A 21,298-nucleotide genomic window follows, 5' to 3' on the forward strand; every position below is an offset into this window, starting at 1 on the left:
GAAGGTTTTGTCCTGTAAGGCAATCAGCCCCACTCTTCGCTTTTGCAAGGCTTCTACCCCAAAGCCGCCCACCTGTCACTGTCACCTTGCGGCAAAACAGTACGGTCCGGTACGGTACGGTTTACTCCGCTGCGTCACGAAGACCGGCCCCTCGGCTCAGTGTAAGCTGCGCGAGAAATTTTTGATTGTCAGGGCACTGGGACAGGCGTTGCTGAAACGCATCCACCAGCCATGTCGCCGCCGGGCCACAGGGCGTGTCAGCTTTGCGCAGAGCATAAAGCGGGTATTCGCCGCCTTCATAGGAATCGAGCTCCAGCGCTTTCAGATCACCATTGATGATATCATCACGAACCACAGAGGCCGGAAGCCCACCCCAGCCGAGACCACCTTTGATCAACTGATATTTGGTTGCGATATCGCTGACGCGCCACTTCTTGTAGGACAGAACGTTGAAGTCCTTGCCTTTGGTCAGGCCCGACGCGTCGGTCACCACGAGTTGCACTTCCTCACGCACATCCACAAGCGTCAACGGCCGGTTCAAAAGCACCAGAGGATGATCAGCGGCTGCAACCGGGATCATAAAGGAGTGACCCACCTTGTCGATAACCAGTCCGTCATCCTGATGGAACATGGCACCACCGATGCCGATGCCCGCCTTGCGGTTCAGCACCATCTCCATGACCATGCCCAGTTCGCCGACACTCAGATTCAGCGCGACAGTGGGAAATTGCTCCCTGAAATCGCGAAGCACCGCCACCACGGCCTCCGCAGGCACCATGGTGCTGATGGCAAGCGTCACTTCCGCTTCCAGCCCCTGCTTCAAACCTTTGGCGCGGGCTCTCAAATCCTGAAGACCGGCGACGATGCGGCGCGCATGTTCCAGCATCGCCGCCCCTTCTTCGGTCAGCTTCGGCTGGCGAACGCCGTTGCGCTCGAAAAGGGTAACCTCGAGCTGTGTCTCGAGATTGGCGATGCTGTAGCTGACGACCGATTGCGCCCGGTTCAAGGCCCGAGACGCCGCCGAAAAGCTGCCCGTTTCGGCAACGGAAAGAAACACCTGCAATTGGTCCAGCGTCGGGTTGGCTTCCATGGTCCATCCAGTTTTTCGATAGGTAGCTTCCATATTATCACGGTTTTCTAGATGACAACATTGGACGATACAAGCTTCAACGATCGGTTTCCCCTGCCCCATCCGACCTTCAGAATTGATATAGGATATTTCAAATGTCGAAAATTCTTCTCATTACCTCTAGCCCACGCGCTGACGAGTCGCTGTCCAACAAGTTTGCTGGCGACCTCGCAGCCAAACTTCAGGAACAGACGAACGGCACGATCACCCACCTCGATCTCGGCCAGAACCCGATCAAACATCTCGACACAGTGACCACCGCGGCCATTCGCAAGGCACCAGCTGATCGCAACGCGGAAGAGGCAGAAGCTGCCAGAAATTCCGAGGAGCGCGTCGCAGAACTGCTCGAAGCCGACACGATCGTGATTGGTACTGGCCTCATCAACTTCAACATCTATTCCGGCCTGAAGGCTTGGATCGACGTCGTTGCGCGGGCTGGCCTGACCTTCACCTACACGGAGTCTGGCCCTGTCGGCCTTGCAACCGGCAAGAAGGTTTACATCGTTCTGGCGTCTGCTGGCGTCTACTCCGAAGGTCCAGCAGCACCGCTGGAGCACGCTGTTCCTTACCTCAAGACCGTTTTGGGCTTTATGGGCATGACCGACGTTGAAGTCGTTCGCATCGAAGGTCTGGCCTTCGGTCCGGAAGCCGCGGAAAAAGCGCTTGCCGCTGCTTCCGCCAAGGTCGAAGAACTGGCCAAGGCTGCGTGATAAAAAGCGGCGCTTTCGCAGCGCCGCCGTCATCACTGTCTCATAACGGTCGCGAATTTCTCGCGGCCGTTATTTTTTATCCGCAAACAGCGTCGCACCACTCTGATCGATGATCAGCTGTGCCTTGCGCACTGCAAAATCGACAGCATCTTGATGGCTGGTGAAGACATCGGCACGCACAAATTCATGCACCAGGGTTTCGTCGCCCACCGTCTTTTCGATTCGTCCCGCAAGGCGGAATTGCCCGCCCTCTTTCATCGGCGTCGCGCAGATGATGAAATCCTTGTAAGGATGCCCCTCTGACGGTTCGGTCTTCTTTTGCGCGTCATCCGATGGAGACGAGCCGAACGCGGAAAAAAGTTTCGAGAAGAATGAAGCCATGGTCTACCTTCCTGGTTTCCTGTCCGCAGCATAGTTCAAAAACCACCCTGCCTGATCATTTACCGCCATCAGATGATGAGATTGGCGAGGATGTCGTTTTCGGTGATATCCTCATATCCCAGCCCGGCCTCTTCGAGACGCTCAAACAGACCGCTGAAATTCTCGGGCTGCGTGGTTTCGATGCCGATCAGAATAGAGCCGAAGTTGCGTGCGGACTTCTTGAGATATTCAAAACGCGCCACGTCATCATCGGGTCCCAGAAGATTGAGGAAATCGCGCAGGGCGCCGGGGCGCTGCGGCAGGCGCAGAATGAAGTATTTCTTCACGCCGGTGTAACGCATGGCCCGTTCTTTCACGTCCGGCAGACGCTCGAAATCGAAATTGCCGCCTGACACAACGCAGATCACGCGCTTGCCCTCCAGCTTCTCCCGACCGAGCTGTTCCAGCGCGGCAATCGAAAGCGCACCGGCAGGCTCCAGCACCAGACCTTCAAGATTGAGCATCTCGATCATCGTCACGCAGATGGCATTTTCCGGAACGAGTTCGACCTGATCCGCGGGGAAATGCTGCAACGCCTCGAAATTGAGATCGCCAATGCGCGCTACGGCGGCACCGTCCACGAAGTTATCGACGTTGGCGACCGTGACGGCGTGACCCACCTCAAGGCTTTTCTTGAGGCTTGGCGCGCCGACCGGCTCGCAGAAAATGAAGTTTTCGCTGGCCACCTTCCCAGTCAGGAAACCCGTCATGCCGGAGGCAAGGCCGCCGCCGCCAACGGGCATGATGACCATGTCAGGCGCGACATCGTCCGGCAACTGATCGACGATCTCGGCAGCAACCGTCGCCTGCCCTTCGATGATGTCCTTATGGTCAAACGGCGAGACCATGTAGCCATTGGTCTCTTCGACATGCTTGCGGGCCGCCGCGTAGCATTGGTCGAATATATCGCCGATCAGCCTGATCTTGATGAACTCGCCACCGAAGATGCGGGTCTTGTCGATCTTCTGTTGCGGTGTCGTCACTGGCATGAAGACAACGCCATGCACACCGAAATGGCGGCATGCGAAGGCAAAACCCTGCGCGTGGTTGCCAGCCGACGCGCACACGAAAATCCTGTCTTTGCCCGTGGTGGCGACGGCCTTGCGGAGAAAATTGAACGCGCCTCTGATCTTGTAGGAACGAACAGGCGTGAGATCTTCACGCTTCAGCCAGATCTCGGCTCCATACCGGCGGCTCAGATGTTCATTCAACTGCAACGGCGTTTCGGGAAACAATTCCCGAACTTCCCGCCTTGCGGCCTCTACAAGCACTTTATCCACGATTTTCAATCCATTGAATTTCACGATGGCACCCGCTATGCCATAGGAAAACGCATGTTACAAAGACTCTTTGCGCAACTTCGGTACGCTTCCCTCAATCAAGGTTCCATTTATTGAACAGCAACCTTTTGCGCGCAGTCCTCTATATCGCGTCGATCTTCGGGCTCTACATGGCGACGGCGATGTTTGTGCCCGCCATGACCGATCTCTATTACGGAAACAATGACTGGGCAGTCTTTGCCATATCCGGCTTCATGTGCGGCGGGCTGGCGCTTGCCTGCGCGTTTGCCACCCGTGCGCCGATGCCGACCTTCAACAAAAGGTTCGGTTTTCTACTGGTCAACGTTCTCTGGCTCGTCTTCTCGCTGATTGGCGCCGTGCCACTCTATCTCTCCGAACTCGGGCTGACATTTGCACAAGCGCTGTTCGAATCGATCTCGGCCATCACCACCACCGGTTCGACAGTCATTTCCGGGCTGGACAATGCACCCCAGGGCATTCTCATCTGGCGTTCGCTGCTGTGCTGGCTTGGCGGTATCGGTATCGTTGCGCTTGGCCTCTTCATTTTGCCGCTGTTGCGCGTCGGCGGCATGACGTTTTTCCGCATGGAATCATCCGACACCGCGAATGACCGGCCCTTTGCGCGGCTGGCCAGTTTCACCAAAGCCTTCGTCGGCATTTATGTGGTGATGACGCTTGCGTGCACTATCGCTTTCGATTTCGCTGGCATGACGCATTTCGACGCCCTGAACCACGCGATGTCTGCCATCGCCACCGGCGGCTTTTCCACTCATGATGCATCTTTCGCCTTTTTCGGCGATAACGTCGCGCTGCTGTGGATCGCGACCTTCTTCCTCATTCTCGGAAGCCTGCCCTTTTCAGTCATGATCCTGCTGGCGATCCGTGGTCGGCTGGACATTCTTCACGATCCGCAAATCCGCGTGTTCATCGGCTACCTCTGCGCAATCTCGCTCGCGGTCGGCATCTATCACCACGTGACCAATGGCGTGCCGCTCGACATCGCGCTCAGCCATTCCTTCTTCAACATGACATCGATCCTGTCCACCGGCGGCTTTGCCAGCGACGATTACACGCTGTGGGGACCCTTCGTGGTGGTCGTCGCTTTCTTTGCCACCTTTATGGGCGGCTGTTCCGGCTCCACCGCAGGCGGTATCAAGGCCTACCGATTCGTCATCGTGTTCAACGTGGTCAAAACCGGCTTGAAAAAGCTGCTCTACCCCGACGCCGTCTATTCCGTTCGCTACGGAAACCAAATCATGGATGCCGAAACCATCCGCAACGTGTTTCTGTTCATCAGTTGCTTCATCGCGCTGTGGATCGGCGGCAGCCTCGCCATGAGCGCGATGGGCTACGACTTCCTGACAGCAACCTCCGCCGTCGCCACCGCGCTCGGCAATGTCGGCCCCGGGATCGGCCCCATCATTGGTCCCGCAGGCAACTTCTCCACCATCAGTGACCCTGCGCTCTACCTGCTATCGGTGATGATGCTGCTTGGACGTCTGGAAATATTGACCGTGCTTGTGCTGCTGATGCCGTTGTTCTGGAAGGGTTGAGAAAACTGGTGCGGACGGCGGGACTTGAACCCGCAAGACCATGGGCCGGCAGATTTTAAGTCTGCTGCGTATACCGATTCCGCCACGTCCGCTTGCGGTTTTATCTACACAGCGCAGGCGGCTGTGGTCAACCGGGGGTGATGAGCTCGATTGTGATTTCAGCCACACCAGGACTGGCTTGCAGCACCGGCCCGACGCGCCAGACCCTCGCGAACGAGTTGGTCGGCGAATGACACCCCTGATCTGGACAAGGTGGACGCGCCGCCTGCAGATGCGACCTGGAAGCCGCCAGCATTGAGCATGTCGCGCAAGCGCACCTTGGCGGTGAACCCCTTCTGACGTTCCTCAAGGCAGCGAGCCTGATCGGTGTTCGGCACATCGATGCCCGAAAGCTTCATCTTTACCCCCTTCATCCAGAAGGTGTTGCCATCAGCCACACAATTATTAAGGCCGGAGCGGCCGCAAAACGCGAATGTGCCCGGCTTCTCCGTCAAAGACACGGTCTGCACCTGTGGGCGCGGCGCAGGCAGGGTCGCGGATGCCATCTGCGTTGCCGATGAACCCGATGGCATGGCAATAGCGCGAGGTGGAATAGGAGCCCCACTGGCAGGAAGCGCGACGGTCTGCGTCGGTGCTGCTTTCGGCCGCTCAGAGGCAACTTCGCGTGTTGCGGGTCTGGAAGTTGGTGAAATCGTCTTAGAGACGGAGGCCACTGTCCCTTTGAGTTGCGGCAGAAGACTATCGCGGTGCTCGTAGACCTGAATTCCGCCAATCGCAACGCCGAAAAGCAACATCCAGGACCATACGCCTGAACCGCCGGATTTGGCGGAAGAGCGGCGGCGGGTGGTGGGTTTTCTCTTGCTCATGGCGAAACTCCTTGGTCTACGACACGCTGCGGACATGGTTGCGCAACGGGCCTTGAATTCGCTTTTTAACGCATGACTTCTCGTAAACCGCACTGCGGCTCACGAAACGTGCCTGGAAGCGCATTATCGGCCCAAGGAGTTTCTGAAAGGTTGGCATTTGAAATAATTGCGGATCAAAGCTCGGTTATCCACAAGCGCTAGGCGAACGTCAACGCACCTGATCGAGCAACCGCTTGCATTCCAGCAAATCAAACAGAGCTTCTTGCAGAAGTGCGCGGTCATCCTTGCTGATGCTGGACTTGCCGATGGAGATTTCCGGGGTGTCGTCTCCGGCACCGCCAAAGCCGAAAAAGCGGCCGCTCGGCTTTGCCTTGGGACGGCCGACAACCTCGTCGTCCTCTGCACCCGCAACACGTGGCTCCGCAGTCTCCCCGCTTGCGGCCATAATGGCTTCCATCGTCGCCATATCGCCCGATGCAATCGCCGAAACGAAGCGGTTGCCATTCGTCTTCAACAGCTTCTGTACGCCCTTGATCGTATAGCCATGGTCGTAAAGAAGATGGCGAATACCTTTCAGCAAGTCGACATCATCAGGGCGATAATAGCGCCGGCCACCGCCGCGCTTCATGGGCTTGATCTGCGGAAAACGCGTTTCCCAAAAGCGCAGGACGTGTTGCGGCAGATCAAGATCGTCTGCAACTTCACTAATCGTTCGAAACGCGTCGGGGCTTTTATCCAAGATCAACTCCAATCCAAACCAAAGTCAGGATTCAAAAACACGATGCACGGTATGATGCGAATCGGCCTTATTTCAACGGCTTGCCGGTTGAAATTCAACTGTTTTCACAAGAAGATGGGAATCTGTGCGTTTGGAACGTCCGCGGGAACACAAGTGAAAATTTAGGCGCCGGGTTTTTGAGGCTTCTGTTTGGCCTTGCGGGCTGCGTGCGCCTTGAGAATGCGCTGCTTGAGCACATTGGACGCCTTGAACGTCATGACACGGCGAGGAGAAATCGGCACCTCTTCGCCCGTCTTAGGGTTGCGGCCGATGCGCTCGTTCTTTTCGCGGATCTGAAACGTTGCGAAGGAAGAGAGCTTTACAACCTCACCACGCGTGATCGCGTTGCAGATTTCGTCGATGACAGTTTCAACCAGTTCGGCGGATTCGGTTCGGGACAGCCCCACTTTTCGAAACACAGACTCGGCTAGATCCGCACGTGTCACTGTTTTCCCGGCCATATTTCCCCGCACCGCTCTCTTTTATTTTGCTGAACCGCTCAGAGATTATTGCCCTTGTTGCAACCGGTCAAGCAAAGTTTCCGGAATCGTTTAGGCATTTCCATTAATAGTGGCAATGGTTTACCGGCCTTCATAAACCAAACTTTACCAGCGCAGCAGAACGGCGCCCCAGGTGAAACCACCACCCATGGCTTCCAGCATAACCAGATCGCCCTTTTTGATGCGGCCATCTGACGCCGCCGCGGCCAGCGCGAGCGGAATGGAAGCCGCTGACGTGTTGCCATGCTGATCGACTGTTATGACGACTTTTTCGTTGGGAATGCCGAGCTTTTTCGCCGAACCGTCGATGATGCGGCGGTTTGCCTGATGCGGCACCAGCCAGTCGAGGTCATCCGCAGTTGTGCCGGTCGCTTCGAATGCAGCCTCAATCACATCCGTGATCATGCCGACAGCGTGTTTGAAAACCTCGCGGCCCTCCATGCGCAGGTGGCCGACAGTGCCTGTCGTGGACGGCCCGCCATCGACATAGAGCTTGTCCTTGTGGGAACCGTCAGAACGCAGGTTGGAGGTCAGAATACCACGATCAGAGGTCTTGCCCTCGCCCTCACCCGCTTCAAGGACGACGGCCCCCGCACCATCGCCGAACAGGACGCAGGTCGTGCGGTCGGTCCAATCGAGAATGCGAGAGAAGGTTTCAGCGCCAATGACCAGAACGCGCCTTGCCATGCCGCCGCGAATATAAAGGTCTGCCGTTGCCATGGCATAGACGAAACCGGAACAGACGGCCTGAACATCAAACGCAAAGCCGCTGGTAATACCGAGACGGTTCTGGATGTTGACCGCAGTGGCCGGAAACGTATTGTCCGGCGTCGATGTCGCCACGATGATGAGATCGATTTCGTCCGGCTGGATACCGGCGTTCTCAAGGGCTGCACGCGCTGCAAGTTCGCCAAGTGACGATGTCGTCTCGCCCTCGCCTGCGATGTAACGCTGCTTGATGCCGGTGCGCTGGACGATCCACTCATCGGTAGTCTCGACGATCGCTTCAATGTCCTGGTTCGTCATGACGCGCTTCGGCAGCGCTGCACCGTAACCTCGTATAATCGAGCGGATCATCTAAATTTCCTCATCAACCACGAGCGCTTCGGGTGCCGGAGGCGGCAGACGTCTTGCGTGGTATGCTTTCAAATCATTTTCTATTTTAGCCGTCAGACCATTATGGGCCATATCGTAACCGACATCGATCGCAGAGGCGAAGCCCATCGCATCCGTACTGCCATGGCTCTTGATCACAATGCCGTTCAATCCAAGGAACACGCCGCCATTGACCTTCCTTGGGTCCATCTTGTCGCGCAGCGCATCAAATGCGCTTTTTGCGAGAATGTAGCCGATCTTGGCGATGAAGCTGCGGGAAATCGCTTCGCGGAGCAGCGTGTTGATCTGCCGGGCTGTGCCTTCGGCCGCCTTCAAGGCAATGTTGCCCGTAAAGCCTTCGGTCACCACCACATCGACCGTACCCTTGCCAATGTCGTTGCCTTCTACAAAGCCGCGATAGTCGATGGTGCCGAGATCGGCTTCACGGATCAGGCGGCCCGCCTCGCGGACTTCTTCCTGACCCTTCACCTCTTCGGTCCCAACATTAAGAAGGCCAACCGTCGGACGGTCGATATCGAAAAGTGCACGGGCCATGGCGCCGCCCATGATCGCGAAGTCGAGCAGTTGCTGTGAGTCCGCACCAATCGTTGCGCCCACGTCGAGAACGATGCTTTCGCCCCGTGTCGTGGGCCATATGCCGGCAATGGCAGGACGCTCGACCCGAGCCATGGTGCGAAGGCAGAATTTCGCCATGGCCATCAGAGCACCGGTGTTGCCGGCAGACACGACGACATCGGCCTCACCGACCTTCACAGCTTCGATGGCGCGCCACATGCTCGACACGTAACGGCCCCGGCGCAAAGCCTGGCTAGGCTTCTCGTCCATGGTGACAGACACTTCACAATCGAAAAATTGCGATCTGTCCCGAAGCGTAGGAAATTGCGCGAGAATAGGTTCACATATGGCCTTCTGCCCATAGAGCAGAACGGCGACATCGGTATGCCGCTCCAGTGCCTTGGCAGCACCCGGGATGGCAACATCAGGGCCAAAATCTCCGCCCATGACGTCAATTGCTATTCTGATCACTCGTCCCTGATCCTTCTTACCGCTGCGCGGTGGAATTTTGCGCGAAAATACCGTTTCCGCGCTCTCTTACAACTGAATTATTGGACATATCCAACCGGATTCAGTCTTTTTTCCAATCCTTCAGCACTGCGAAGGGCGATGGCTTTTTGTCGTCCACAAGCTTATCGTCTCCAAATTGTGCAAAATCCACATCCGGTTTGCGCGGGTAAGGATCGATGGCAAGCGCTGCGAACTCTGCAACCACGACGCCGACATCGATCGTGTCGCCAGTGAACTGGTCTGGAATATCCGGGCCATCTGGATCAAGAACGATTTCACCCTTATCGTCGGTTAACATCCGCGCAAGCTTGGAACCCTCAGGCACAAATATCTGATCAATCTTCTCATTGATAACACCCGCAACCGGCTCCAGTGTGACAACGCATGCCTGCGTCAAAGCCACATGCACATCACCGGTGATCTTCAAGCCGTCCCTTTTCCAACGGGTGACCTGCAATTCGCTTTTCAACGTTTCGACGGATACGACATCCCACAATCTGGCGAGCCCCAAAAGTTCTTCAGGACTTGCCGTGAGACCAATCCTGACGGGATTGGCGGAAATATGACCTACCTTAACGAGATAGGAAAAAGGAACGTCGTCATTAGCCGGGTGTTGCGAATTCATTAAAACCTCTTCAAATCGGGGCAGGCAGCGTAACGCGTCCAGTCGCGATCATTTCTTCCGATTGCTCAGCCAGTGCATCGGCGGCCGCCATCATCCAATTGGCAAGTCCCCGCATGTCGGGCGAGGACGCTTCAGCTTGGGGGTATATATTGCGCACAAGGGCTGCGGCAAGGGCTGTTGCATCTGAAGTATCAAGCGCTGCAGCGTATGCTTCGAGTCGTCCATAGAACATACCGGCGAACTTCTTCATGCGTTTGGGGACGCCTTGGTCACCAATACCAAGCTCACGCATGGAATGATCGAGGTCTTGAAAAAAGGCGTCGATGATCTCTTGCGCAATCTCCTGCCCGCTGGTGGTGGCAGTCTTCATCCGCCGAAAATACAGAATCATGACGATGGCCAGAAGCTCGAAACGTCCCATGACCGTATCGGGCACACCAAGGTGAAGATAAAAATCGGGATGGCGCGCTGCCGTCGTCAAGGTCGTGTATTGCCTGTCGACGATGGCCTGATTGTTGTTTTTCTTTTTGAAAAGGCCGAACACCATCGAAATTTCCGAATATTGATCGACGAAATCGCGTCTCGCCCATTGCACTTGTTGCATGATTGCCAAAGCTGGTTTACCGAAGCATCCGAGAATTGCAATGCCGTTCAGATCACGTTGATCATCGGCCAACCATTGCATTCCTTTGGAAAACGGGGAATTCCTGTCCCCGGATTGACATAATCGTGTGTACAGAAACGGTGCAACACGCAATGCCGGAAGGTGCCATTCATGATCGCAGTCGGGGAAACGCAGGTGAGTAAGCAGAAATCCGGAACGCAGGCCAAGTTTCTCAGCAAGACCGCCGTTGCGATCATCGTCGCATCCAGCCTTCTGACGGCCTGCTCCAGCACCACCGACGTTTTCCATAACGGTTATGTGGCCGACGAGCAGTCGCTCCAGCTTATTCCTGTGGGATCCAGCCGCGAACAGGTTTTGCTGACGATGGGCACGCCCTCCACGACAGCGACTTTCGGCAATGAGGTGTTTTACTACATCTCCCAGAAACGCGTTCGCAAGGCGGCCTTCATGAAGCCGAAGCTGGTCGAGCAGAGCATTCTCGCGATCTACTTCGATAAGAACGGCGTCGTTTCACAAAAGGCAAACTACACGCTTCAGGACGGCAAGGTTTTCGATACGATTTCCCGCACAACACCGACGGGTGGCAAGGACCTCACCTTCCTGCAACAGCTTCTGTCTGGCGGAACAGCCGGTGCCGGCATTGCAAAGAGCATTCTGGGCCAGAGCGGCGACAGCGGCAGCGGTTTCTGATCTCAGAGACAAACCAAATGCAAAAAAGCCCGCGAGATTTATTCTCGCGGGCTTTTTCGTTTGATCCTGTTCAGTGAGCCAGAACAGCCAGCAGCAGCAATGCCACGATGTTGGTGATCTTGATGGCCGGGTTCACGGCGGGACCGGCTGTATCCTTGTAGGGATCGCCAACCGTATCGCCGGTAACCGACGCCTTGTGCGCCTCAGAACCCTTGAGATGCGTTACCCCGTCCTTGTCGATGAAGCCGTCTTCGAAGCTCTTCTTGGCATTGTCCCAGGCACCACCACCCGATGTCATGGAGATGGCAACGAAGAGGCCGTTGATGATCACGCCCAGCAGAGACGCGCCGAGAGCGGCAAAGGCCGACGCCTTGGAGCCTGAAATCAGCAACACACCAAAGTAGACGACGAGCGGCGCCAAAACAGGCAGCAGCGAAGGAATGACCATCTCCCGGATCGCCGCTTTGGTAAGAATATCCACGGCACGGCCGTAATCGGGCTTTTCCGTGCCCTCCATGATACCCGGCTTTTCGCGGAACTGGCGGCGCACTTCTTCGACGATAGAGCCTGCCGCCTTGCCGACGGCGGTCATGGCGATGCCGCCGAAGAGATAGGGAATCATACCACCGAAGATCAAACCTGCGACCACGTAGGGATTGGCGAGGCTGAACGAGATGTCCCCGATGTCCTTGAAGTACGGATAGAGATCGCCATTGGCGGCAAAATAGGAGAGGTCATTGGAGTAGGCGGCAAACAGCACGAGCGCACCCAACCCCGCCGATCCGATAGCGTAACCCTTTGTGACGGCCTTGGTCGTATTGCCAACCGCATCCAGCGCGTCGGTGGCCTTGCGCACATCGGGATCGAGCCCCGCCATTTCGGCAATGCCGCCCGCATTATCCGTAACAGGACCAAACGCATCGAGCGCAACGATCATGCCGGCGATACCGATCATGGCCGTGACGGCGATGCCGGTTCCGAAGAGGCCGGCGAGTTGATACGTCGAGATGATCCCGCCCACGATGACGATGGCAGGCAGGGCGGTCGATTCCAGCGAAACGGCAAGCCCCTGAATGACGTTGGTGCCATGACCCGTGACGGAAGCTTGCGCGATGGAATTGACCGGGCGCTTGTTGGTCCCGGTGTAATACTCGGTAATCACCACGATCAGAGCGGTGACGAGCAAACCGACGATGCCGCACAGAAACAGGTTGACGCCGGTGATGTCCCGACCGGCCACGGTGCCAATGGAGCCCCAGCCGATGGTCAGCGATGTGGCAATGGCAAGACCACCGACGGAGAAGACGCCCGTCGCGATCAGCCCCTTATAGAGCGCACCCATGATGGAATTGTTGGTGCCGAGCTTGACGAAGAACGTGCCTGCAATCGAGGTCAGGGCGCAAACCGCGCAGATCGCCAAGGGGTAGAGCATGGCGCTTTCGAGCACTGGCGCACCGGCAAAGAAGATAGCCGCAAGAACCATGGTGGCAACCACGGACACGGCATAGGTCTCGAACAGGTCTGCTGCCATCCCTGCGCAATCGCCGACATTGTCGCCGACATTGTCGGCGATGGTGGCGGGGTTGCGCGGGTCGTCTTCGGGAATACCCGCTTCGACCTTGCCGACAAGATCACCGCCGACATCAGCGCCCTTTGTGAAGATACCACCGCCCAAACGGGCAAAGATGGAAATCAGCGATGCACCGAAACCCAGTGAAACGAGGGCGTCGATGACTTGGCGCGAACCGGTTGCGTGGCCAAGCCCTGCCGTCAGCACGAGGTAGTAGATGGAAACGCCCAGCAGAGCAAGACCCGCCACCAGCATGCCGGTGATGGCACCGGACTTGAACGCGATGTCGAGGCCTGCAGCCAGACTATGAGAGGCAGCCTGCGCAGTCCTCAGATTGGCGCGCACCGAGACATGCATGCCGATGAAGCCTGCAACGCCGGACAGAACAGCGCCTATGATGAAACCGATAGAAGCTTCCGGCGACAGAAAGAACCAGACCGCCGCTGCAACGATGATACCGACGATTGCGATGGTAAAATATTGACGGGTGAGATACGCCTGCGCGCCCTCACGGATATAGCCTGCGATTTCCTGCATGCGTTCGCTGCCCTGATCGGCATCCAGAACGCTTTTCGTTGCCCATACCGCGTATATCACGGACAGGACACCGCATAAAATTACCAATGCAATGACGGTCATTCGCACTTACCTCCAATGTGCCGGGCTCTCTCCCTTCCCGGCGAGCGAAACCATGCGGGGCGCAAGGAAGTTTGATCCTTACGCCAAGGTAAGCCGCCTATTCCCCTCCAAGGATAAACGGCTTGCATTGCGAGGATGCGTTGGCGAAACACGTCGCGTCAAGCCCGAAGATGATTGCGGGAAATCTTAATCACACTGATTCAGAGCGGTTTTTGCTTTTGTTTTAGCAAAAGGAAAAGAATGAGCAGGAGGCAGGTGGCGGAGACCGGCCAGATGACGAGGTTCATGACTGACCAGCCCCACGCCGTAAACACCTGACCAGAGGCGAAGGAGGACAGAGCCACCGTGCCGAACAGCACGATATCGTGGAAGCCCTGGACCTTGTCTGCTTCGTGCGGGCGATAGCTGGATGAAACGATGGATGTCGCGCCGATGAAACCGAAATTCCATCCCATTCCCAGAAGAATGAGCGCCACCCAGAAATTCCAGAGCTCCACGCCCATATGCGCGACCACGGCGCAGGCCATGAGAACGAGAAGTCCGGCTGCAACGATTTTCTCAGCGCCGAAACGGGAAATCAGCATGCCGGTGAAAAAGCTGGGGCCGAACATGGCCAGCACGTGCCATTGGATGCCAAGCGTAGCCAACTCACTGGGAAAGCCACAGCCAATGACCATGGCAAGCGGCGCGCCTGTCATCATGAATGTCATCAGAGCGTAAGTGCCGATGCCGCACATCATACCGGTGACGAATCGATGTGTGGTGACGATCTCTCTCAACGGCCTTGCCGGCTTATCCGCGACCGAGGTGCTGCGCAGTTCAGGCAGCTTCAGAAATGAAAAAATCCCCGCAGCAACGAGACCCAGAGGAATGAAGGCGATAAAAGCGCCAGCAAACGTGACCGGTGCCAGCAAGTCCTTGCCGAAGATCGCCAGCTGCGGTCCGACAATGGCGGAAATAACACCGCCCGCCAAAATCCACGAGATGGCTTTCGGTTTATAAAAGGAAGGCGAGGCATCCGCCGCCGCAAACCGGATCTTCTGGGTGAAGCCACCGGACACGCCGATCAGCATCAAACCCACGACAAACAGCCAAAATTCGGAGCGGAAGAGCGCCAGCGCTGCAATCCCTCCCCCAATGGAACAGAGAAGCGCGCCGACGATGAAACCAGCCTTGCGACCGAGAAAACGGGCGGCAAGAGCAACGGCGATGGCACCCAGCGCAACGCCGATGTTGAAACCTGTCAACGGTGCCGTCGCAAGCGACTTGTCTGCACCCAGAAGCTGGTAGCCTGCGAGCGCACCAACCGAAAAGCTGAGCGGCCCCGCAGAACCCATGATGGCCTGCGCCAAGGCAAGCAGGAAGACGTTGCGCTTGGCTTCCGTCAGCTGGCTCTCAAGTCCGGTAACGGAAACTGCGGTCATGTCATCCTCTGATGTTTACGCGCGCTTCGTTTCGCCTCGGACCTGCTTGGCAATACGGTCCAGAACCGCATTGACGAGTTTCGGCTCGTCATGTTCAAAAAACGCGCGGGCGATCTCGACATATTCGGTGACGATGACCGCAACGGGAACGTCTTTGCGCTCCATGATCTCAAACGTACCAGCGCGTAGAATTGCCCGGACGGTCGTGTCGAGACGCGACAGCGGCCAGTCTTCCTGAAGGGCAGAGCGCACCAGCGGATCGATCTTCGTCTGGTCGCGCACGACGCCTGCGACGATGGAGCGGAACCAGGATGCATCGGCCTTCAGATAGGTTTCGCCATCCACTTCCTGGCCCAGACGATGAGCCTCGTATTCAGCGACGACTTCCATGACACCGGTGCCGCCAACATCCATCTGATAGAGCGCCTGAACCGCCGCAAGACGTGCGGCGCCACGCTGGTTGACGGGCTTGGTAGACGGTGGACGAGGCTCGGAGCCGTTCTCGGTATTGCTCATGCGCTCAGCCACCCAGTTTTTTCTTCAGGTCAATCATGGTCAAGGCAGCACGAGCGGCAAAGCCGCCCTTGTCCTTGTCGGACCGGCGAACGCGCGCCCAAGCCTGATCTTCGTTCTCAACGGTCATGATGCCATTGCCGATGGCAAGCGATTCACTGACAGCCAGATCCATCAGCGCGCGCGACGATTCATTGGAAACGATGTCGAAGTGGTAGGTTTCACCACGAATGACCATGCCGAGCGCAACGAAACCGTCATATTCCGTGCCTTCATTATCGGCACCATCCAGTGCCATGGCAATGGCAGGTGGGATTTCCAGCGCGCCGGGAACGGTGATGATATCATAGGTCGCACCAGCTTCATCGAGCGCGAATTTCGCGCCATCCAGAAGTGCATCGGCCATATCGTCATAAAAACGTGCTTCCACGATGAGAAGATGAGGCTTGGACATGGGAATTTCCTGAAAAGCTGCGCCGGATCATCCCGGCTTTTGGCGCGGTCAAACCATGGCTTGCCAAAGTTGGCAAGCATTTTTAATGCAATGGTGGTGTTCAGCCCCGCGCAAACAGTGCGTTTACACTCCGAGCGATGCAAAGAGCCTATGTCGGGCTGGATGGAAACTCGGCCAATCTGGCCGCATAGCGCGCCATCGTATCGACCTCGAAATTGACGAAATCGCCCGGCTTGCGGTCACCCCATGTGGTGACGGACAGCGTGTGGCGGATGAGCAGGACGTCGAAATCCGTACCGTTGACCGCGTTGACGGTGAGCGACGTACCGTCCAGCGCAACCGAGCCTTTGGGCGCAACGAATTTCGCCAGATGGGACGGCGCGCGGAGGCGGATTCGGACCGCCTCGCCTTCCGGTTCGATGGACAGGATTTCCGCCTTGTCGTCCACATGACCGGAAACGATGTGACCGCCCAGTTCATCGCCGATCTTCAGAGCGCGCTCCAGATTGACGCGCGTGTCCTTGGTCCAGCTCGCAATCGTGGTCAGGCGTAGAGCCTCTTCCCATGCCTCGACCTCATACCAGCGCTCGTTGCTACCCTGCTCGGGAAGCTTCGTTACGGTCAGGCAGACGCCGCCATGGGAAATCGATGCGCCGATGTCGATTGTCTTGGGATCGTAACTGGTCGCGACACGCAGACGCACGCCTTCCGGCAGCGCCTCAAGTGCGGACACGGTTCCGACGTCGGTGACAATTCCGGTAAACATCAAAGCGGCCTTTCAAATTCAAAACAGCGATCTGGTCCATAAGCCGTTTCGCCGAAAAATGTAAATTCCTCCGGGATATCGGCACGTGTGATCGGGCTTTCAAGTCCGCCTTCGCCGATGATCACAGGACTTTCGAACAGCAGGATACGGTCTACAAGCCCGGCATCAAGGAAAGATTTTGCGATCCGAGCACCGCCTTCGACAAGAAGTTCGGACATTCCACGTTCTACGAGAATGGAAAGAAAATTCCGAATGTCGGATGTTTCAATGATTTCAACACCTGCGGCTTCGAGTTGCTTGCGTTTTTGGGTGGTGCTTTCCTCGCCTGCACTATCAATCACGCCAACCAAGGTCGCCACATCCCGCGCCGTCTGCACCAGCTTCGAACCCACCGGTAACGCCAGCCGCCGATCCATCACGATCCGAACCGGCGAACGATACTCCAGCCCCGCAATCCGCACCGTCAGTTCCGGATCATCGGTCATCGCGGTACCGATGCCGACAAGGATCGCATCGCAGTGAGCGCGCAACTCATGCACGGCCTGTCGCGATTCCGGGCCAGTAATCGCAACTTGCCCCTCACCGCGCCGACCGATCATACCATCAGAGGACACTGCAATTTTTAAAATGACATGCGGGCGGTTCTTTAACTGACGCGTGAGATATCCGGCCAGCGCCCGCTCGCTGTCCGCGCGCAGCAAACCAGTCTCAACCGCGATCCCGGCATCCCGCAAAATCTGATAACCGCGCCCGGACACCCGCTCATCGGGGTCATCGGCGGCAACGACCACACGGGCAACACCGAAGTCCACCAGCGCGTTTGCGCAGGGCGGTGTTCTGCCGAAATGGGAGCAAGGTTCGAGCGTGACATAGGCCGTCGCACCCCGCGCCGCTTCGCCTGCAATATCCAGAGCTTGACGCTCCGCATGCGGGCGACCGCCGATGGCGGTGACGGCTTCGGCAATGATCTCGCCATCTTTGACAAGAACGCAACCGACGGAAGGATTGGTATCGGTCAGGCCCAGATGGCGGCGGGAAATTTCGATTGCCCGTGCCATGAAACGCTCATCATCGGCGCGGGTGGTCACGGGTTTACGCTCCGGCGTCAGTGTCACGCGCGATCTTTGCGTTGATCTCAGCGATCACATTCTCGAAATCCTCGGCATGACTGAAGTCGCGATATACGGAAGCGTAACGAACGAACGCGACGTCATCGAGGCCCTTCAGCGCTTCCAGCACCTGCAAGCCGATTTCCTCTGATGGAATTTCCGTTTCGCCCGAGCTTTCCAAACGCCGCGCAATACCAGAAACGGCGCGCTCGATGCGGTCGCGATCCACGGGACGCTTGCGCAGGGCAATCTCGAACGACCGCACCAGCTTTTCGCGGTCGAAAGGCAGTTTACGACCACTTTTTTTGATGACCATCAACTCGCGCAACTGCACGCGCTCATAGGTCGTAAAGCGACCGCCGCAATCCGGGCAGATGCGCCGCCGGCGGATAGACGTGTTATCCTCCGCCGGACGCGAGTCCTTGACCTGCGTATCTTCCGAGCCGCAAAAAGGGCAGCGCATCGCTTAAATCCCTCTTACAGATAGGGGTACATCGGGAAACGATCCGTCAAAGCGACGACCTTTTCACGAATCGCAGCCTCGACCGACGCATTGCCTTCGTCGGAGTTGGCAGCCTTCAAACCATCCAGCGTTTCGACGATCAGCTTGCCGATTTCACGGAATTCCGCTTCCTTGAAGCCGCGTGTCGTACCGGCTGGTGTGCCGAGGCGCACGCCGGATGTGACGAACGGCTTTTCAGGGTCGAACGGAATGCCGTTCTTGTTGCAGGTGATGTAGGCACGGCCAAGTGCGGCCTCCGCCCGCTTGCCGGTGGCGTTCTTCTTGCGAAGATCGACCAGCATCAGATGGTTGTCGGTGCCGCCGGAAACGACGTCGAGGCCGCCTTCGATCAGGGTTTCGGCCAGCGCCTTGGCGTTCTTGACGACCTGTGCCGCATAATCCTTGAACTCGGGTTCCAGCGCTTCGCCAAAGGCAACGGCCTTGGCAGCGATGACGTGCATCAGCGGACCGCCCTGAAGGCCGGGGAAAACAGCCGAGTTGAACTTCTTGGCCAGATCCTCGTCATTGGTCAGGATCATGCCGCCGCGTGGGCCGCGCAGAGACTTGTGGGTGGTGGTCGTGGCAACATGGCAATGCGGGAATGGCGATGGATGCTGACCACCGGCGACCAGACCGGCGATATGCGCCATGTCGACCATCAGGTAAGCGCCAACCTCATCGGCAATCTCGCGGAAACGCTTCCAGTCCCAGGTGCGGGAATAGGCGGTGCCACCGGCGATGATCAGCTTCGGCTTTGTTTCTCTGGCCTTACGCTCGACTTCATCCATGTCGAGAAGGTTGTCGCCTTCACGAACGCCGTAGGACACGACGTTGAACCACTTGCCGGACATATTGACAGCCGAACCATGCGTCAGGTGACCGCCTGAATTCAGGTCGAGACCCATGAACGTATCGCCCGGCTGGAGCAGCGCGAAAAACACGGCCTGGTTCATCTGCGAACCGGAGTTTGGCTGAACGTTGGCGAAGTTGACACCGAACAGCTTCTTGGCGCGCTCGATGGCCAACTCTTCGGCAATATCGACAAACTGGCAGCCGCCATAGTAGCGCTTGCCCGGATATCCCTCTGCATATTTGTTCGTCATGATCGAACCCTGCGCTTCAAGCACGGCGCGGGAAACGATGTTTTCGGAGGCGATCAGCTCGATCTCGTGACGCTGACGGCCAAGCTCCTTTTCAATCGCGCCGAAGATTGTCGGATCGGCTTCGGCAAGCGGGCGGGAGAAGAAGGCATCTGTGTTCGTCATGATGATAGCTCCTGAAACAGTCATGCGATGGCGTCTTAGCGCCCTGCCCTTTCAAGAGCAAGACAGCCTGCGAGATTTGCCCGTCAAACTGCGACTTTGGCAAAAAATTCCATTGGAATCGTCGCCATTCCACCAAAAGAAAAGCCGCGCTTTGAAAAACGCGGCTTTTTGAATGTCTGGAACGCTCGATCAGTTCCGCGGCAGAAGGTCGTCGTCGATCGAGCCGGATGGCTGTTCCTGGGTGTTGGTGGTGTTCAGCGCCAACTCGGCGTTGCCGTCCTGGCTGTAGATGTCATCGCGGAACTGCACGACGCCATCCTTCGTAGACCAAGCGGTGATGTACACGAAGTAGACCGGAAGCTCCTGCGCAAGCTTGATGGGCTTGTTCTGACGGGTGGCGATAACACGTTCGATTTCCTGTCGCGACCAGCCGGGCGTATCCCGCAGCATCCAGGTCGTCAGATCACGGACGTTCTGAACGCGGACGCAACCCGAGGATTCGAAACGCATCAGCTTGTTGAACAGGCCCTGCTGTGGCGTGTCGTGCATGTATTCGTTGTTCGGGTTGTGGAAGTTGATCTTCGTGGACGACATGGCATTGTTCTTGCCGGGGTCCTGACGAAACATCAGGTTCGGTGCCTTCGGCGCGTTCCAGTCAATCGTCGTTGGCGAGACTTCCTGCCCCTTGCTGTCCAGAAGGCGGATGTTGTTGCGCTCCAGATAGGTCGGATCCTTCTGCATCAAGGGAACGATGTCCTTCTCGATGATCGAGCGAGGTGCTGTCCAGTAAGGATTGAGGATGATCTCGTAAATCTTGGAGTTGATGATATGCGTCGGACGACTGTCACGACCGACGACAGCTGTGTTTCGCAAAACGACGCGATTGTTTTCGACCGCTTCGATGGACGCAGCCGGGATGTTGACCATCACGTGGCGCTGACCGAGATCTCCAGACATCGTATTGATGCGAACGAGGTTGGTCTGAAGCTGGCCGAGGCGGATCTGCGCCGAAACGTTCAGCGCCTTCAAGGTGTATTCGCCAATGACACCATCAGCCGGTAGGCCGTGACGCGCCTGGAACCGCTTCAGGGCACCGTCGACATAGGAATCGAACGCGCTGGAAATACCGGCTTCGCGCGGCAGGTCCCCCGCAATCATCAGTCGCTGGCGCAGCGCCTGAACGGAGGGATCACTGACACCGATCTGCAGCTTCTGCTGGCTTGGCGGAACGTCCGGCCAGCCACCATTGGAGACGATCTGCTGATACTGCATCACGGCTTGCTGCATATAGGCGGGCGATTCCGGGCTGAGAACCGGTGTGTTGGATGCAACGCCGACAGCGGCACGCGAAGAGTTCGCATCGAACTGGTCGTCCCAATTGCCGCGACGCGAAGAGCCGATCAGATCGTTGAACGCATCCTGCGCGAAGACCGGAGCAGCGAGAGCCACAGCACCGAGCGAAACGGCAGACCGCAATATGGTGCGCCGTGAAACAACTTCCGGGACGATTTTCTTTGTCATTTTACCTACCAGCCACTTTATCAGGCGTCTTTAACAACACCTAAAACAACATCATTAACAAACACGTATAAACGCGCCTGCCGGCAGGGATGACTCAATGCGAACGATGGATGACGCATGACGCGAACACAGGAGAAACCGCCGGCTCCTAGTATGT

General features: G+C 57.1%; 22 protein-coding genes and 1 tRNA gene. 3 read left to right on the forward strand and 20 right to left on the reverse strand.

Annotation, left to right across the window (positions count from 1 at the left end):
• Nucleotides 1-121: 121 nt before the first annotated feature.
• Nucleotides 122-1,090 (reverse strand): LysR family transcriptional regulator, encoded by a 969-nt coding sequence (locus tag EKM04_RS14405; protein WP_183895612.1) that lies wholly within the window; start codon nucleotides 1,088-1,090, stop codon nucleotides 122-124.
• Nucleotides 1,091-1,224: 134 nt separating this feature from the next.
• On the opposite strand from EKM04_RS14405, the gene EKM04_RS14410 reads away from it, so the two are divergent.
• A complete protein-coding gene (locus EKM04_RS14410) occupies nucleotides 1,225-1,839 on the forward strand; it encodes an FMN-dependent NADH-azoreductase (protein WP_174153351.1) in 615 nt (204 codons plus the stop codon).
• A gap of 69 nt (nucleotides 1,840-1,908) precedes the next feature.
• Here EKM04_RS14410 and EKM04_RS14415 read toward each other — a convergent pair whose 3' ends face one another.
• Nucleotides 1,909-2,220: an HlyU family transcriptional regulator gene (locus EKM04_RS14415; RefSeq protein ID WP_183895610.1), complete on the reverse strand. Its 312-nt coding sequence runs from the start codon at nucleotides 2,218-2,220 to the stop codon at nucleotides 1,909-1,911.
• Between the two features lie 68 nt (nucleotides 2,221-2,288).
• Nucleotides 2,289-3,539, reverse strand: a complete 1,251-nt coding sequence (gene ilvA / locus EKM04_RS14420; RefSeq protein WP_183895609.1) for a threonine ammonia-lyase — start codon at nucleotides 3,537-3,539, stop codon at nucleotides 2,289-2,291.
• Nucleotides 3,540-3,652: 113 nt separating this feature from the next.
• Between ilvA and EKM04_RS14425 the strand changes: the two genes are divergently transcribed.
• Nucleotides 3,653-5,113 (forward strand): TrkH family potassium uptake protein, encoded by a 1,461-nt coding sequence (locus tag EKM04_RS14425; RefSeq protein WP_183895607.1) that lies wholly within the window; start codon nucleotides 3,653-3,655, stop codon nucleotides 5,111-5,113.
• A 6-nt stretch (nucleotides 5,114-5,119) separates the two neighbouring features.
• Here EKM04_RS14425 and EKM04_RS14430 read toward each other — a convergent pair.
• From EKM04_RS14430 to EKM04_RS14465, 8 genes are all read right to left on the reverse strand, one after another.
• A tRNA-Leu gene (locus EKM04_RS14430) sits at nucleotides 5,120-5,205 on the reverse strand.
• A gap of 66 nt (nucleotides 5,206-5,271) precedes the next feature.
• Nucleotides 5,272-5,979: a nuclease gene (locus EKM04_RS14435; protein WP_183895605.1), complete on the reverse strand. Its 708-nt coding sequence runs from the start codon at nucleotides 5,977-5,979 to the stop codon at nucleotides 5,272-5,274.
• Nucleotides 5,980-6,187: 208 nt separating this feature from the next.
• Nucleotides 6,188-6,718 carry a MerR family transcriptional regulator gene (locus tag EKM04_RS14440; protein WP_174153424.1) on the reverse strand — a complete coding sequence of 177 codons (531 nt, stop codon included), beginning with the start codon at nucleotides 6,716-6,718 and terminating at the stop codon, nucleotides 6,188-6,190.
• A 161-nt stretch (nucleotides 6,719-6,879) separates the two neighbouring features.
• The gene (locus tag EKM04_RS14445) at nucleotides 6,880-7,218 is read right to left on the reverse strand and encodes an integration host factor subunit alpha (RefSeq protein WP_174153425.1); all 339 of its coding nucleotides are present in this window, start codon (nucleotides 7,216-7,218) and stop codon (nucleotides 6,880-6,882) included.
• 144 nt (nucleotides 7,219-7,362) lie between these two features.
• Nucleotides 7,363-8,334: a beta-ketoacyl-ACP synthase III gene (locus EKM04_RS14450; protein WP_174153426.1), complete on the reverse strand. Its 972-nt coding sequence runs from the start codon at nucleotides 8,332-8,334 to the stop codon at nucleotides 7,363-7,365.
• Entirely contained in the window at nucleotides 8,335-9,399 is a 1,065-nt protein-coding gene (gene plsX, locus EKM04_RS14455; RefSeq protein WP_174153427.1) for a phosphate acyltransferase PlsX, read from the reverse strand. It lies immediately after the preceding gene.
• Between the two features lie 100 nt (nucleotides 9,400-9,499).
• Complete coding sequence (locus EKM04_RS14460; protein ID WP_183895603.1) at nucleotides 9,500-10,063, reverse strand: YceD family protein; 564 nt, start codon at nucleotides 10,061-10,063, stop codon at nucleotides 9,500-9,502.
• A gap of 10 nt (nucleotides 10,064-10,073) precedes the next feature.
• Nucleotides 10,074-10,610: a ubiquinol-cytochrome C chaperone family protein gene (locus EKM04_RS14465; protein WP_234910926.1), complete on the reverse strand. Its 537-nt coding sequence runs from the start codon at nucleotides 10,608-10,610 to the stop codon at nucleotides 10,074-10,076.
• 228 nt (nucleotides 10,611-10,838) lie between these two features.
• On the opposite strand from EKM04_RS14465, the gene EKM04_RS14470 reads away from it, so the two are divergent.
• Nucleotides 10,839-11,378 carry an outer membrane protein assembly factor BamE gene (locus EKM04_RS14470; protein ID WP_174153429.1) on the forward strand — a complete coding sequence of 180 codons (540 nt, stop codon included), beginning with the start codon at nucleotides 10,839-10,841 and terminating at the stop codon, nucleotides 11,376-11,378.
• A gap of 70 nt (nucleotides 11,379-11,448) precedes the next feature.
• Here EKM04_RS14470 and EKM04_RS14475 read toward each other — a convergent pair whose 3' ends face one another.
• The 9 genes from EKM04_RS14475 to EKM04_RS14515 all read right to left on the reverse strand — a co-directional run bounded on the left by EKM04_RS14475 (nucleotide 11,449) and on the right by EKM04_RS14515 (nucleotide 21,141).
• The gene (locus tag EKM04_RS14475) at nucleotides 11,449-13,587 is read right to left on the reverse strand and encodes a sodium-translocating pyrophosphatase (RefSeq protein ID WP_183895601.1); all 2,139 of its coding nucleotides are present in this window, start codon (nucleotides 13,585-13,587) and stop codon (nucleotides 11,449-11,451) included.
• Between the two features lie 200 nt (nucleotides 13,588-13,787).
• Entirely contained in the window at nucleotides 13,788-15,011 is a 1,224-nt protein-coding gene (locus EKM04_RS14480; protein WP_183895599.1) for an MFS transporter, read from the reverse strand.
• Nucleotides 15,012-15,026: 15 nt separating this feature from the next.
• Nucleotides 15,027-15,527: a transcription antitermination factor NusB gene (nusB, locus tag EKM04_RS14485; protein WP_183895597.1), complete on the reverse strand. Its 501-nt coding sequence runs from the start codon at nucleotides 15,525-15,527 to the stop codon at nucleotides 15,027-15,029.
• Between the two features lie 4 nt (nucleotides 15,528-15,531).
• Nucleotides 15,532-15,978, reverse strand: a complete 447-nt coding sequence (gene ribH, locus EKM04_RS14490; RefSeq protein ID WP_113492760.1) for a 6,7-dimethyl-8-ribityllumazine synthase — start codon at nucleotides 15,976-15,978, stop codon at nucleotides 15,532-15,534.
• A gap of 148 nt (nucleotides 15,979-16,126) precedes the next feature.
• Nucleotides 16,127-16,744, reverse strand: coding sequence for a riboflavin synthase (locus EKM04_RS14495; RefSeq protein WP_183895596.1), 618 nt, complete (start codon nucleotides 16,742-16,744; stop codon nucleotides 16,127-16,129).
• Entirely contained in the window at nucleotides 16,744-17,832 is a 1,089-nt protein-coding gene (ribD, locus tag EKM04_RS14500) for a bifunctional diaminohydroxyphosphoribosylaminopyrimidine deaminase/5-amino-6-(5-phosphoribosylamino)uracil reductase RibD (protein ID WP_183895694.1), read from the reverse strand. Before ribD ends, EKM04_RS14495 begins: the two co-directional genes overlap by 1 nt.
• A gap of 4 nt (nucleotides 17,833-17,836) precedes the next feature.
• Nucleotides 17,837-18,316 carry a transcriptional regulator NrdR gene (gene nrdR, locus EKM04_RS14505; protein ID WP_045228943.1) on the reverse strand — a complete coding sequence of 160 codons (480 nt, stop codon included), beginning with the start codon at nucleotides 18,314-18,316 and terminating at the stop codon, nucleotides 17,837-17,839.
• Nucleotides 18,317-18,330: 14 nt separating this feature from the next.
• Nucleotides 18,331-19,620 carry a serine hydroxymethyltransferase gene (glyA, locus tag EKM04_RS14510; protein ID WP_183895594.1) on the reverse strand — a complete coding sequence of 430 codons (1,290 nt, stop codon included), beginning with the start codon at nucleotides 19,618-19,620 and terminating at the stop codon, nucleotides 18,331-18,333.
• 189 nt (nucleotides 19,621-19,809) lie between these two features.
• Complete coding sequence (locus tag EKM04_RS14515; RefSeq protein ID WP_183895592.1) at nucleotides 19,810-21,141, reverse strand: L,D-transpeptidase family protein; 1,332 nt, start codon at nucleotides 21,139-21,141, stop codon at nucleotides 19,810-19,812.
• Nucleotides 21,142-21,298: the final 157 nt, after the last annotated feature.

The sequence above is a fragment of the Rhizobium skierniewicense Ch11 genome (assembly GCF_023757665.1).
Classification (GTDB): domain Bacteria; phylum Pseudomonadota; class Alphaproteobacteria; order Rhizobiales; family Rhizobiaceae; genus Agrobacterium; species Agrobacterium skierniewicense.